Annotated in this window: 13 protein-coding genes; 8 read left to right on the plus strand and 5 right to left on the minus strand. The window is 46.1% G+C overall.

Going from position 1 to position 14079, the window contains the following annotated elements; genetic code table 11:
* Positions 1-8: 8 nt before the first annotated feature.
* Both ACXAH6_RS04630 and ppiC read left to right on the plus strand, forming a co-directional pair.
* Positions 9-971 carry a family 43 glycosylhydrolase gene (locus ACXAH6_RS04630; protein ID WP_474875466.1) on the plus strand — a complete coding sequence of 321 codons (963 nt, stop codon included), beginning with the start codon at positions 9-11 and terminating at the stop codon, positions 969-971.
* 82 nt (positions 972-1053) lie between these two features.
* Positions 1054-1332 carry a peptidylprolyl isomerase PpiC gene (ppiC, locus tag ACXAH6_RS04635; protein WP_474875467.1) on the plus strand — a complete coding sequence of 93 codons (279 nt, stop codon included), beginning with the start codon at positions 1054-1056 and terminating at the stop codon, positions 1330-1332.
* A gap of 3 nt (positions 1333-1335) precedes the next feature.
* On the opposite strand, the gene ACXAH6_RS04640 is transcribed toward ppiC, so the two are convergent.
* The gene (locus ACXAH6_RS04640) at positions 1336-2283 is read right to left on the minus strand and encodes a glutathione S-transferase family protein (protein ID WP_474875468.1); all 948 of its coding nucleotides are present in this window, start codon (positions 2281-2283) and stop codon (positions 1336-1338) included.
* Between the two features lie 65 nt (positions 2284-2348).
* Positions 2349-2801, minus strand: coding sequence for a DoxX family protein (locus ACXAH6_RS04645; RefSeq protein ID WP_474875469.1), 453 nt, complete (start codon positions 2799-2801; stop codon positions 2349-2351).
* A gap of 139 nt (positions 2802-2940) precedes the next feature.
* Between ACXAH6_RS04645 and ACXAH6_RS04650 the strand changes: the two genes are divergently transcribed.
* The 3 genes from ACXAH6_RS04650 (at position 2941) to ACXAH6_RS04660 (ending at position 6384) form a co-directional block, all read left to right on the plus strand.
* Positions 2941-3861, plus strand: coding sequence for a LysR family transcriptional regulator (locus tag ACXAH6_RS04650; RefSeq protein WP_474875470.1), 921 nt, complete (start codon positions 2941-2943; stop codon positions 3859-3861).
* 117 nt (positions 3862-3978) lie between these two features.
* Entirely contained in the window at positions 3979-5454 is a 1476-nt protein-coding gene (locus ACXAH6_RS04655) for an oligosaccharide flippase family protein (RefSeq protein ID WP_474875471.1), read from the plus strand.
* A 15-nt stretch (positions 5455-5469) separates the two neighbouring features.
* Positions 5470-6384, plus strand: a complete 915-nt coding sequence (locus tag ACXAH6_RS04660; protein ID WP_474875472.1) for a hypothetical protein — start codon at positions 5470-5472, stop codon at positions 6382-6384.
* 22 nt (positions 6385-6406) lie between these two features.
* On the opposite strand, the gene ACXAH6_RS04665 is transcribed toward ACXAH6_RS04660, so the two are convergent.
* Together ACXAH6_RS04665 and ACXAH6_RS04670 are read right to left on the minus strand one after the other, a co-directional pair.
* The gene (locus ACXAH6_RS04665; protein WP_474875473.1) at positions 6407-8008 is read right to left on the minus strand and encodes a M28 family metallopeptidase; all 1602 of its coding nucleotides are present in this window, start codon (positions 8006-8008) and stop codon (positions 6407-6409) included.
* Positions 8009-8101: 93 nt separating this feature from the next.
* Entirely contained in the window at positions 8102-8488 is a 387-nt protein-coding gene (locus ACXAH6_RS04670; RefSeq protein ID WP_474875474.1) for a DUF3224 domain-containing protein, read from the minus strand.
* Positions 8489-8854: 366 nt separating this feature from the next.
* Here ACXAH6_RS04670 and speA point away from each other — a divergent pair, with 366 nt between their 5' ends.
* On the plus strand, positions 8855-10783 hold the full coding sequence (speA, locus tag ACXAH6_RS04675; RefSeq protein WP_474875475.1) for a biosynthetic arginine decarboxylase: 1929 nt from the start codon (positions 8855-8857) through the stop codon (positions 10781-10783).
* A gap of 44 nt (positions 10784-10827) precedes the next feature.
* Here the strand turns inward: speA and ACXAH6_RS04680 are convergent, their stop codons facing one another.
* A complete protein-coding gene (locus tag ACXAH6_RS04680; RefSeq protein ID WP_474875572.1) occupies positions 10828-11940 on the minus strand; it encodes a serine hydrolase domain-containing protein in 1113 nt (370 codons plus the stop codon).
* A gap of 246 nt (positions 11941-12186) precedes the next feature.
* On the opposite strand from ACXAH6_RS04680, the gene ACXAH6_RS04685 reads away from it, so the two are divergent.
* Together ACXAH6_RS04685 and ACXAH6_RS04690 are read left to right on the plus strand one after the other, a co-directional pair.
* Complete coding sequence (locus tag ACXAH6_RS04685; protein ID WP_474875476.1) at positions 12187-13581, plus strand: Ada metal-binding domain-containing protein; 1395 nt, start codon at positions 12187-12189, stop codon at positions 13579-13581.
* 8 nt (positions 13582-13589) lie between these two features.
* A complete protein-coding gene (locus tag ACXAH6_RS04690) occupies positions 13590-14057 on the plus strand; it encodes a methylated-DNA--[protein]-cysteine S-methyltransferase (protein WP_474875477.1) in 468 nt (155 codons plus the stop codon).
* Positions 14058-14079 lie beyond the last annotated feature (22 nt).

Here is a 14079-nt window from a genome sequence, read left to right on the forward strand (position 1 = left end):
CTGTCAACATGACAAAACTAATTGCTGCACTCTGTTTATCTACGCTGTCTTTTTCTCTTCTGGCGCAAAACCCTCTCGAATTAGGCGACAAGCTACGCACTGCCGACCCTTCTGCTCACGTTTGGAAAGATGGGCGTATGTATATTTACACCTCCCATGATCTTGAGTGTCAGGAAGACTTCTGGATGAAAGATTGGTACACCTTTTCATCTACCGATCTTGTGAATTGGACCAACCATGGGCCTAGCTTATCGGTAGATGACTTAACTTGGGCTGATAACTACGCGTGGGCGCCTGATGCGGCGTATAAAAACGGTAAATATTATTTGGTTTTCCCCGCGGGTACTGGCCACAAAGACAGGGTGAACCCAGAAAAAAGCACTAAGTGGATGGGCATTGGTATTGCTGAAAGTGACTCGCCAACTGGGCCGTTTAAAGATGTGATTGGTAAGCCGTTGTGGACCGACCCTTACGCCAACGATCCAAGCATGTTTATCGATGATGATGGCAAGGCATATTTGTATGTGCACGCCAAAGGCCATGATTATCACGTGGTTGAAATGGCCGACGATATGCGCAGTGTGAAAGGCGAATTAGAGAAAATGGATATGGGGGGCTATGAGCCTAAAATGGAAGGGCCTTGGGTATTTAAACGCAACGACCTTTACTATTTCACCATGCCAGAAAATAACCGGGTATTAACCTACTACACCAGTCGTTCACCTAAGGGGCCTTGGACTTATCAAGGAGCCTTTATGGAGCAAGAGGCTAACAGCAATAACCATCATTCTATTGTTGAGTATAAAGGCCAATGGCTTGTTTTCTATCATCGCTGGCTTGAGTTAGATTCTACTTGTGGCCGTCAACGCCATAGCGCCGCAGAATACCTGTATTTTAATGACGACGGTACCATAAAACCGGTGAAACGCACTGAGCAAGGTGTGAGTGATTTTGCATCGCGAGTGAAATGATAACTGGGTAAAAGAAGCTGGGCGAGCGGATTTGTGATTGTCGAGGTATAATGCACGCTGGTGATTTATAGAGACAATTGCAATGAACAAAGCGGCCGCGGTGCATATTTTGGTAAAAACAGAGAAAGAAGCGCTAACCATCCTTGAACAACTCAAGAAAGGTAAGAATTTTGCCGCGCTTGCCAAAAAGCACTCGATTTGCCCTTCGGGTAAGCGCGGCGGCGACCTCGGTGAGTTTCGCCGTGGCCAGATGGTGAAAGCCTTTGACGATGTGGTGTTTAAAAAGGAAACCCTTAAAGTTCACGGGCCAATAAAAACCAAGTTTGGCTTCCACCTCATTAAAACCCTCTATCGCAGCTAGCCCTCAAATTTCCGCAGGCCCGATTGGTATAATGCCTGTAGGGTTAAGGGCGTTAATTGAGTAATAGCCAGCTTTAATGTGATCAATATTTACCGTATTGGCAATGCCGGGAATGTCATAAATACGATGCATATAGGCATGCAAAAAGGGCATGGCTTTAATTTGCTGTTGATTGCATTTGAACAGGCTGTAGTACGCCGCATCAAAGCGAATTAAAGTAACAAATAATCGGATGTCTGATTCTGTGAGAGTGTCACCAAACAGAAACTGACGGCCATCTCTCAATCGCAACTCCAAAGCGTTCAGCATGGCAAAGACATGCTGGTAAGCCTCTTCATACGCTTTTTGAGAACTGGCGAAACCAGCCTGGTAAACGCCATTGTTGAGTTGTGTGTATATGTTAGTGTTTAGTGCATCTATTTCATTTTGCAATGCCGTAGGGTACAGGTTCACGTTATTGCCAGTGAGATGATCAAAGGCAGAATTTAACATACGAATAATGTCTGCTGACTCATTGTTCACCAGTGTATTGGTATGCTTGTCCCACAGCACCGGCACGGTTGCTCTGCCATAGACCTTTGGGTCAGCCATTGTGTATAGCTCGTGAAGATAGGATACATGGTGCAATGGGTCTGTATCGGCATCTTCATACCCACCAAATTGCCACCCTTGATCACTCAACTTCGGGTTTACTACAGAAACACTAATATAATCTTCTAGCCCTTTTAACGCTCTTACCATTAATGTTCGCGACGCCCACGGGCAAATATAGGCAACATACAGATGATAACGGCCAGCTTCAGCTTTAAAGCCCTCATTACCCGTTGGTCCAGCACTGCCGTCGGCAGTGATCCAGTGCCTAAACGTTGAGGTTTGACGAATAAATCGACCGTCAGCGTCTTTGCTTTGTACGGGTTGCCAGTTTTCTTGCCATTGGCCATCGACTAACATTGTGGTTCTCCTGTTGAATAGGAGTGAGTTATTACTTACCTCACTCCAATTTATAAGATGGTTAACTACTCAGCGCGAAGGCGGCGGCTGATTACACTGTCGATAGAGAAGCGCCCCGCGCCTTGGATGGCAAGGGTGATGGTGACCACAAATAAGGTAAGCGCATATTCGTAGCCGTTGTTGCTCATAAATAAACCGTTGTTGATATGTACGCTGAAAATAGCCACTAACATGGTGAAGGCGGTTACAATGGCTGCTGGGCGGGTCAATAACCCTAAAGCGAGTGCTAGGCCACCGAAAAATTCCGCGCTGCCAGCTAGCAAGGCCATGATAAACCCTGGTTCAAGGCCAATGCTTGCCATCCACTGCCCTGTGCCTTCCAAGCCATAACCGCCAAACCATGCAAATAGTTTTTGAGAGCCGTGAGCGGCGAGCGTGAGGCCAACCGGAATGCGAAGTACTGTGCTGGCGATAGATTGTTGGGTCGCAAAAATACGGGTCAAAATTGTGTTGTTCATCAGTGTCACCTTAAGTCATTAATCTGGATATTGGGTTTTGAGGTTTTCCTCAACGATGGTGATACTTTACTGTGTGTTATTTTGTTGATAAATGAGCTAGTTGTTGTTTAATTAACAATGAAATGTTGATAATGGTTGGATGATGGATAAGCTAGATACCATGCAAGCGTTTGTTGCAGTGGCAGAAACGGGGAGTTTTACTCGTGCTGCAGACAAACTGAATGTGTCTCCTCAGTTGGTGAGTAAGTATATTGCTCAACTCGAAGCGCGTTTATGTGTGCGGTTGTTAAACAGAACAACTCGAAAAGTGAGCTTAACTGAAGCAGGGCAAAATTATTTTCAGCAAGCTTTGCATGTGCTCGACGCGGTGGCAGCCATGGATTCGCAGGTGAGCAATTTACAGGGTACATCTCAAGGGTTACTGCGAATTAGTGCACCGGTGTCTTTTGCTATTCAGCACATTACCCCATTGCTGTGTGATTATAGAGAGCGCTACCCGCTAGTAGGCATCGATTTGCAGTTAAATGATCGCAAAGTCGATATTGTCGATGAGGGGTTTGATATTGCTTTGCGAATTGGCAGGCTAAAAAGCTCATCGTTAATTGCCAAGCATATTGCTCCTATTCGCATGGTTTTTTGTGCTTCCCAAGCTTATCTTGATAAGTATGGCGAGCCGAAAACGCGTGAAGCGTTGGCTACCCATCACATTTTGCGTTACAGCTACTCGGAATTTGAAACGCAATTGTATGGCGCTGAGTGGGCAAAAGTACAGGCAAAGCAGGCGGTGTCTGGGTTTGAAAGTAACAATGGTGATGTACTGGCTAAGGCCGCTATTGCGGGCTTAGGTATTGCACTTAAACCCACTTTTATTGTTGGAGATGCCATTAGACAGGGCTTGCTTAAGCCGCTGTTGATGGATTATGAGCCAGAGCCTCTGGGGCTTTACGCCGTGTACGCACACAGGCATTACATGACCAATAAAGTGCGGTCGTTTCTTGATTTTATCAGTGATTATTATGGTAGCCCGCCATATTGGGATGCGTGGGCAGAGCACGAGTAAATCAGCGAGTACGACGCCAGTGAAATCATACTTCCTTATCGTGGCATTTACCGTTAGTCTAGCCAGTACATACGAGTGGTAGCAACGTGGCAGTGGTTATTCGGCCTCACAAAGTTAATGGATCTAAAAAAGAAAATAATTCATTCCTATAAATGGAACGTGATAGGTAATTTAATTGTGAGAAGTCTTGGTGTCGTGAGTACACTAATACTGGTTAGATTACTCATGCCTGAAGATTTTGGTTTGATCGCAATAGCCTTGATGGTGATTGGCTTATTCGACGTAATGACCAATATGGGAGTGAATCGCTACCTCTTGTTCACCGAAAACCCAAGTGATGATACCTACCATTCAGCTTGGACGCTCAATATCCTGTTTAGAAGCCTTGCCGCCCTTTTGCTACTCACCTGCGCGCCCTTTATTGCTGATTTTCTACAAAGCCCGGAAGTCAGTACGGTTATTCGTATTTTGACGGTAGTGAAAATTGCCGAAATGTTTACCAATATTGGTATGGTTTCTTACCAAAAAGCGGTGAATTTTAAAATTGAAAACCAAATAAAAATTGGCGCAAAAGTGGTAGCGTTTATCGCCACAATTACCTCAGCGTATTATTTTCAAAATTACTACGCGTTGGCTATTGGGCAAGCGGTACAAGCTATTTCATCAACAGTATTGAGTTATGTGGTTTGCCCGTTTAGACCAAAATTACGCTTTCACTTTGAATCGGAAATGTTCCGGTTTTCAGCGCAAATATTTTTGCGAAATATCGTGTCTTTTTCACGTGCGCAAATAGACGTTCTTTTGGTTGGTAAGCAATACGGTGATACTGCGACCGGTCAGTTTAAAGTGGCCCGAGATTTTGCCCTGATGCCGCAATCTGAACTTATGGGGCCAGCGCTAGGGCCATCTGTTGCGGGTTTGGTGTCATTGAAAAGTGACAGAACTCACTTTATGGAAAAGCTCTATCAATTGTTGTTTTTCTCGTGGTTTGTCACTTTTCCTTGTGCCTTAGGGTTAATGGCCGTTGCGGATGATTTTACCTTCATCGTACTCGGCGAAAAATGGATGGGTGTTGCGCCATTTATTGGTATTCTCGGGTTTTTAATGTTGCCGTTTGTCACCCAACCCTTGTTGTTTATCGGGTATGACAGCTTTGGTCATACGCGTTTTGGCATTGTTAATGACTTATTCGCTTTGGCGTTATTAATAGCCGCATTTCTTATGCTGGTGCCTGTGGATGTAGTGCAATTTTCACAGATGCGAGCAGTTGTAGGGGGGATTGCTTTTGCCTTTATGTTGCTCATGGCAAATCGTCTGTTCGCCCTTTCCGTGTTCCGCGTTATTTTATTGCTGTTAATGATTTTAGTACCAGCGTTACTAATGTATGAAAGTGTTATTTACTTGCAGCAATTACTTATTGCCGAGCATGCCATGGTACGTTTGTTCTTGTGTGTTGGTGTGGGCGTGGTGATTTATGGTGTGTTGTCTTTTGTGTTTGCTATTGTGGTGTTCAAACAGTTTCGCACATCTTTCCTCTACCGGGTTTATCCTGAGGAAGTCTTTCGCATTTGTAAGGCATGCCGTTTAATTTAATAGACTGAGTTTTCTATGAGTATCCTAAATCGACTTAAACACAAATGGAATAAATCGAGGTTTGAGAAAACTGCGGCTCAGGTGAGAGCGACTGCACCTGTTAGCTACCGTTACGATGACAGTGTCAAAGTGGTCTCCATGGTAGGTCACAGCAGTGTTGATATGTATTTGCTGGCGGCCAAATCATTTATGGCCAACTTAGGCTATGGCAGTATTGAAGCGATTAATGACGGCTCGTTAAACGATGCTGATTTAGCGTTGATAAAGCACCATATTCCTCATATCACGTTTTTCAACGCAGCCGATGTTAATACCTACGATAGCCCTGACTATATTTCGTGGAAGCGCTTATATCGCGCACAAGCGTTGGCTGAAAACGCGTATGTTATCCAACTAGACAGCGACACGATCACATTGTCTCCGGCCATTTATGTTAACCATTGTGTTAAGCACAATATTGGGTTTGTAATCGGCAGTGATAAGTGGTCGGTTGGGGTAGATGTAGAGTATATGAGAGACCTATGTGCTCAATGGCAGCCAACGCACGTGCAACCTTTGGCTGAACAGTCCTTTCACAAAGTGCCCTTTTTCGATGGTAGCTTCCCATATCTGCGTGGCTGTGCTGGCTTTGCCGGTTACCCTAAACAGTTTGCGACTGTCGATGAAATACGAACATTGTCTTTAGCTTTAGAAGAGCACGTAGGGCCTGAATGGCGTCGTTGGGGCAGTGAACAAACCACCACGTTAAGCCTGATATCAAAAACGCCCAATGCGGTAATGTTACCTTGGCCAACGTATCAGAATTACAATTTCCCAACAGTTAATGAAGACTGTGCTGGCGCAACTGTGGTGCATTTTATTGGCTCAAATCGTTTTTCAGACAATACCTACACGCGATTAGCCAAAAAAGTGATTAAAGCCCTTAGTTAAGGGCTTTAATGGTAAGTGGGCCTTACTCGGGGCGCTGCTGAGCGCGTTTAGCCTTAAACTCAGAATCTTCTATCCAAGTTGGCCAATCTCCGTTATTACCCAGCGACAACATAATTTGCCCAATGAGTGAAAGGTCTTGTTCCACCCCTTCCAGCTCCCACGATGGGTAATAGTCGTCAGCGGCCTTGTGGTATTTTTGGCTGATAAACGTTGGGTCTGTATCTCCCAAGCTCATAAATAACAACGATGGCACACCTTCGCGGGCTACCGCAAAATGATCAGAACGGAAGAACAAGCCATTTTGTGGGCGAGGGTCGGGTTTAACAACACGGCCTTGGGCTTTTGCTGCATCAGCTAAATAGGTTTCTAGAGTTGAAACCCCTTCCCCGTATTGCAGAATATAATCGACGGCTTTGTTTACATTCATGCCGTCGATATTTAAAAATGCGACCATTTTTGATTTGGGTATTGGCGTGTTTTCTGCGAAGTGTTGGGCACCAATTAGTCCCGTTTCTTCAGCCGTAAATGCACCAAACATCAAAGTGCGTTTAAGCGGGGTTTTGTCGCTAATGGCTTTAAAGGCCTGGGCTAGGTTAAGTACACCAGCCACACCTGAGGCGTTATCCACCGCACCGTTGTAGATCACTTCTTTGCCATTTTCGATGGCTTTTCCAAGGTGGTCCCAGTGAGCATGTAGCGCTACCCATTCATCTTTTGCCGAGGTGCCGGGCAAAATAGCCGCAACATTCTGTGATTCGGCACGTTCAATTGTGTTGTGCATCACCAGGTTCGCAGGAGTATTGAGCGCCACAGGTGTAAACCCCGGCTTAGCGGCACGGTTTTTCAACTCACGGTAATCCAACCCCGCTTCGGCGAACAGTTTTTCGGCCGCGCGAAGGCTCAGCCAACCCATTACGCCAACTTGACCTAAGTTGTCATTGTCGTCAACTAACGTGAACTTAGTATTGGTATTAGAGTTTTGTACCACGCCCCAGCCATAGCCCGCAGGCATGGTTTCGTGCACGATAAACACAGCCTTTGCGCCTTGTCGTGCAGCTTCTTCGTACTTATAAGTCCAACGGCCGTAGTAAGTCATGGCGTTGCCTTTAAAGAAGTCGGCTTGCTGAGAGCTAAACCCTGGGTCATTCACAAGCATAATGACTGTTTTGCCTTTTACATCAACATTGGCATAGTCATTCCACTGATATTCTGGCGCATTGACACCAAAGCCAACAAACACTACGTCATTATTGGTTAGTGATACAGTGTCGGCAATTTGTTGTGTGCGCGCAGTAAACTCGCTGCCATTTTGCAAAGTTAAATCACCAAAACGCAGTACCATATTTTGGTCGGCGGTGATCTTTGCGAGTGGAACCGGTTGAGTGTAACAATCGCCAAACGCGGGTTTCAGGCCCATACGCTTAAAGGCGTCCACCAAATAGGCGATGGTTTTTTTCTCTCCTTGAGAGAGTGGAGCGCGGCCTTCAAAAGCGTCGCTGGCCAGCGTTTTTACATCGGCGCGATAGCGGTTTAGATCAACGCCGTCTTTTGGAAATTCAGTAGCTGCATTAGCGGAAAGAGAAAAGAGCGCACAGCAGACACTCACAACATGAAAATACTTCATAGCGATTGGATTTAAGTCTAGGTACTGCGAGCCTATCGCGTCCGCTTTGGAGTGACAAACCTTTTGCGGGTAAAACTGACGTAAACGCGATAACTAGGCGTTGTCAGGTAACGAATAGGTGAGCGTATACAGATGTTTACCCTCCGCCATGTCTATGTGCATGTTACCCTGAATACCTTCTAAGTTGTCTGAGCCTGAGTCAGGCACGATCACGATAGTTAGCGATTGTTCACCTCGGTTCATTACGCCCATGTGTTGTAAGGAAAACGTACCGGCTTTGCCAAATAAAGTGCCTGTAAAGGTTTCTATGGCAACGTACCCTGCCGAACCGGGCGTGTCAGTGCGAATACTCAACATCTGCCCTTCGCTAATCCCTTCTAAATCGCCTTTGAATGACTTTTGAATTAGCATCCTGCCTGTATTAACGCCGTCTTGTTGAGGAGTGAGTTCTACAGAAAATTCACCTGTTATTGTTGTCATTATGATTGCTCCTTGCTGTCGTAAACAAACTACCACACCGAAAATTAGCGGTACAGTGTATTGGTTAATTTATCGGCAGATTTGCGGTAAGGTTGAGTCACAGTTATGTGCGGTGGAAATGGGTGGGGTATCCGGTCATTTTGATCTAGACTCTAACACCGTATGTAAAAATGCGAAAAAGATGAAAAGTTTCTCGGTGAATCGCTCGCAAAAGCTTATTGAATAAGGCGTAAAATAAATTTTTATGCAAAGAGCAAAAACGAATAGCCAAGGCAAAAAAGGTGGCTATAATACGCGCAAAATTCATCATATTTTTAACCACCGGTTACGTAATGGCACCGGTGTTTTTATTTAATAAGGTTAGAAATGACAGGACTTCCTGCAGACTGGACAATTGAAGAGGCGGAAAAGCTCTACGGTGTATCTCGTTGGGGTGGTGGCTATTTTCAAATTGGTGAGAACGGCAACGTGCATATTACACCGGTGCCTTCCGATCCTTCTATTAAGATTGACTTTAAATCGGTTATCGATGAAATCAAACAAGAAGGCGTGCAATTTCCAGTTGTTGTGCGTTTTCACGATGTGTTGCGTTCACAGGTTGCGTTATTGAACGAGACGTTCAACAGCACCATTAGCGAAGCCGAATATCGGGGCCAATACAATGGTGTTTATCCGGTTAAAGTAAACCAGATGCGCGAAGTAGTGGAAGAAATCGTCGACGCGGGCGGTGATTATAACTACGGTTTAGAAGCTGGCTCAAAAGCCGAGCTTATTACCGTACTTGCACTCAACACCAATGAAAACTCATTAACGGTATTGAACGGTTATAAAGACGAAGAGTTTATGCGTTTGGCCTTGTTAGGCCGAAAGCTTGGTCGTCGAATGGTGGTAGTGGTTGAGAAGTACTCTGAGCTACTGCTGTTGGTTAAAATCGCCAAGGAGCTAGAGATAGAGCCTATTATTGGCGTGCGTGCGAAAATGACCGTGAAGGGCCGTGGCAAGTGGGAAAGTTCAGGCGGTGAGCGCGCTAAATTTGGCTTAACTACCAGCGAAATTATTAAAACTGCCCGTTTCTTAGAAGCGGAAGGTATGTCTCATTGCCTCAAATTGCTTCACTTCCACATTGGTAGCCAGCTAACCGATATTCGCTCGGTAAAAGAAGCCATCTCTGAAGGTGCACGCATTTATGCTGAATTGCATAAAATGGGCTTTGCATTGGATTACGTAGACGTAGGCGGTGGCCTGGGTATCGACTACGACGGCAGCGCATCAACCAATGACTCTTCGCGCAACTACAACATTCAAGAGTACGTTGCTGACATCGTGTATGGCATGAAAGAAGTATGCGACCTAGAAGGTGTGCCGCACCCTAACTTAGTGAGTGAAAGTGGCCGTGCAATTACTGCACATCACAGTTGTGTTGTGACCGAAATTGTCGGTGAAATTCGTTCAAATAGCGCAGAAGTGGATACGTCAGAAGTAGAAGGCGAACATTTCTTTGTGAAAAACATGCGTGAAATGGCCAGCACTTTCGACCAACACGCTAACATGCAAGAGCTGTATAACGACGCATCGCAGTACAAAGAGCAGGCTCTCGACGCGTTTAAATTGCGTGTTTTAAGCTTAGAAGAGTTAGCAAAAATCGAAACCTTCTATTGGCGCATTATGGAGCGTTTACACGCTTACTATAAGCATGCTGATTATGTGCCCGATGAGCTACAAGAACTAGACTACAGTTTGTCTTCGCAGTATTTGTGTAACTTCTCTGTGTTCCAGTCGGCGGCAGATACGTGGGCCATTGATCAATTATTGCCTGTGGTACCATTAACACGCATGAATGAGCGCCCTGACGTTAACTGTTCATTGGTTGATATTACCTGTGACAGCGATGGCAAAATTGACCAATTCACTATCGGGCGTGAAATTTCAGACATATTGCCTATGCACAAGCTGCGTCCTAACGAGCCGTATCACATTGGCTTGTTCTTGACTGGTGCATACCAAGACGTGATGGGTGACATGCACAATTTGTTTGGTCGTTTAAACGAAGTGCATATTTTTAGCTATGACGATGATCCAGAAGACTTCTACATTGAAGAAGTGGTGAAAGGTTCGTCTGTGGAAGACGTATTGTCTATCATGCAATACAACCCGCGCGCCATGGCTTCTGACGTAAAACGCCTGATCGACAAGCAAATAGCTGCTGGAAAAATTAAACCTCGTGAAGGGGTAAAATGGACCGACTTCTATGAAGCTTGTTTAAGTGGCTACACCTACTTGAAAACGCGTTCATAATCATAAAACAGGCTGGGAATACCCAGCCTGTTTTGCTTTAGGGGTTAGTTCGCGTCGCGATTGGCGAAATAGCGACGCCAGAATTCTGCCGTAGTGGTATTGATCATATTAGACTCGGCATTCATTAACATTACATACCCTACGCCGAGTTCAGGCACAAAGGCCACGTCAGCTCGGTAGCCTTTCACCCAGCCACCGTGATAATTGATAATGTGTCCGTCGAAATCATAAATGCGCCAACCCAATCCATAATGAGCATCGCGCAAACTCTCTCTCCATCCTCTGCGGTACACTTCTCGGCTGGTTTTGACACGTGGTGTAGTAACGTCGTTTATCAGAGCTGGTGGTATAACGGTAGGAAATTCACCCAGCAACGCTTGTAACCATATAGTCATGTCTTCAATACTGGCGTTTACTCCCGCCGCGGGCGTAAAACGGTAGTAGTTACTTTCTATTTTGCCCTTTTTCCAACGGTTCGCAGCCAGAGCAATGTGAGGCCTAGCCCAATGCTCAGACGCGAGCAATCCGCCTTTGCCTGAGCTGGCAGTTGGCATGCCAAGGGGGGTAATAATTTGCTCTTGAAGCTGGCGCTGGTAAGACGTATTTTGCGACACAAAATAATCTTGGATCACGCCAAACAAAGCATTCTGATAGGTGTAGCACTCGCCCGGCTGACACAAGGGCTGTAACACCGATAATTGTTTTAGCACACGCCGCAACGAATAATCGGCTTCAATAAGGTTGTCGTAGGCATTTGGCATAAAACCGCTGGACTGCCCCACAATATGCGACAGGCGTAGCTCATCCATTCCTTGCCCCGCAAAGTGCACATCGTCGATCATGTCGTTGACAGGAGTGGTCCAATTGAGTTGATGCTGGGCGACGAGCTTGGCCATTAATACAGACGTAAAGGTTTTCGACACGGAGGCTAAGCGGAAAACCGTATCGGGCCGAATATTCTCTCCACCCGAATGCGTTTTACCATACACATAAACCTGAGGTGACTTGCCTTGCTCGTACATCACAAATGCGTAACCAGGAATGCGATATTTTTTGGCTTGTTGCTGCACATGGGCGGCGTAGTCTTTTAGCCACGCAGGTTCGCTGGCTCGTGTGACATGTGCTGCAATTAAAGTAAAGGCACATATTATCCACATCGTTATACGGTGGTAATTGGCCTTGCGGGTGAAATAGCGCAAACAGCACTCCTGTCGTTATTGTCGTTATGGCTGTTATGTTGCCGTATTCATGTGTCAGAAAATCAGGTGCTATTATGCGTATGCCGATAGTGATGATCAACTGCAATGGTTGTGACCAATAAATCTTGAGGTGAGTGCCGAAAACGTCGCACACAATAAAAAAAATCACGTACTCTGTGTAGGTATTCTTTTATAGGTGTGACCATGTTAAGTCATCATCAACGACATATTTATTCTCAAGCACGTATGAGCCGCGACGCGCGATTTGATGGGCGCTTTTTTGTTGCGGTTAAGAGCACGGGAATATTCTGTCGCCCTGTTTGCCCAGCGCGATTACCCAAAGAAGAGAATGTGGATTATTACGAGCAAGCCTCACAAGCTATTCAAGCGGGGTTTCGACCGTGTTTGCGTTGTCGCCCCGACAGTGCGCCCGGTTCTTCTGCTTGGATGGGGGCCGATACCAGTTTTCGACGGGCTGTTGGGCTACTGACGACCGAACACGCGTTAAGTGTGGAGCACATTGCCGAGAAGCTGGGGATCAGTACTCGCTATCTTCACAAGCTTTTTGAACAGCGTATTGGGGTTTCGCCGTCTCAATTTCGTATTTACCAGCAATTGTTGTTTGCCAAATCGCTTTTGCAATCATCATCACTCAGTGTAACTGATGTCGCGATTGCCGCTGGGTTTCAGTCGGCGCGACGTTTACAGGCCAATATGGCGAAATATTTTGCGTTGTCGCCCAGTGCGCTGCGTAAGTCTGTTGGTAACAAGCCGTTGAGTTCGTCAATTGATTTACCTTTGCGTTATCGCACGCCCTACAATTGGCAGCACGTTTGGCAGTTTTTGGCAAAACGCGCTATTCCCGAAGTGGAAGAGGTAACGGCGCATGGCTATAAGCGTGTGTTTCATTCGCCACAATATTCTGGTGTGGTGGTGGCGACACATGATCAACAACATCAGCAATTTAGGGTTTCTATTACTATCGACAATGTGGCTTACACCCGCACCGTGTTCGATAATGTAGCGCGAGTATTGGATGTAAATGCCGACCCACAGTTGATAGAAGAGGCATTGGTCAGCGCGGGGATTAACTCAGAAACCATTGACAAGGGGCTGCGTTTACCTGGCGCATGGAGTGAGTTTGAAGCGGGATGTCGGGCCATTGTGGGTCAACAAGTGAGTGTAACAGTTGCTATAAACCTGCTACGTCGCTTGGTAGTAGAGGTGGGTGAAACCACCTCTTTCGGCCCTGTGTTTCCCGCTCCTTCACAGCTTATGGACAACGCACTTACTGTGTTAAAAATGCCGCAGGCAAGAAAAGAGGCATTGCGGCAATTTGCGCGCTATTGCTACCAGTGCGAAGAACATCATGTTGCTATTGATGAGCAGGCTTTGCTCGCAATTAAAGGTGTAGGTCCGTGGACGGTAAACTATTTGATGTTGCGAGGGCGCAGTGAGCCAGACTGTTATTTGGCTGGCGATTTGATTGTGCGTAAAATGGCGGCGCAATATCAAGTGAATGAAGAGAACGCTGCTCCGTGGCGGAGTTACCTGACTTTTCAGTTGTGGCAGTTGGCTACACAACAATCTAACTCGTAGAGGCTACTATGTTTTTTCAGCAAACCACACAAACGCCGATGGGAAAGCTGACTGTTCGCGCTGACGATGTGGGTGTTACCCAAGTGCTTTTTGATGCGACTGAAACTGAGTGTCAGATGGAGCAGGGCAACGACATTACCGCGTTGGCGTCAACACAGTTAAATGAGTATTTTTCCGGCACGCGTACCCACTTCAATGTGCCGTTAAACGCACAAGGCACCGATTTTCAAAAAACGGTTTGGCAAGCGTTGTGTGAGATAGAATATGGGAATACGTGTTCCTATGGTGATATTGCGCACCGAATTGGCAACCCTAAGTCGGTGCGGGCAGTGGGAATGGCAAATGGCCGAAACCCGATAGCGATTATTGTGCCCTGCCATCGAGTCATAGGCAAAAACGGTACCTTAACTGGCTATGCCGGAGGGCTAGCGCGCAAGGCCAGTTTATTGACCTTGGAAGGAGCAACATTCAAGTAGCTGGAGTTTCCGCAGCACTACA

The organism is Alteromonas sp. ABE4_545, assembly GCF_056161325.1.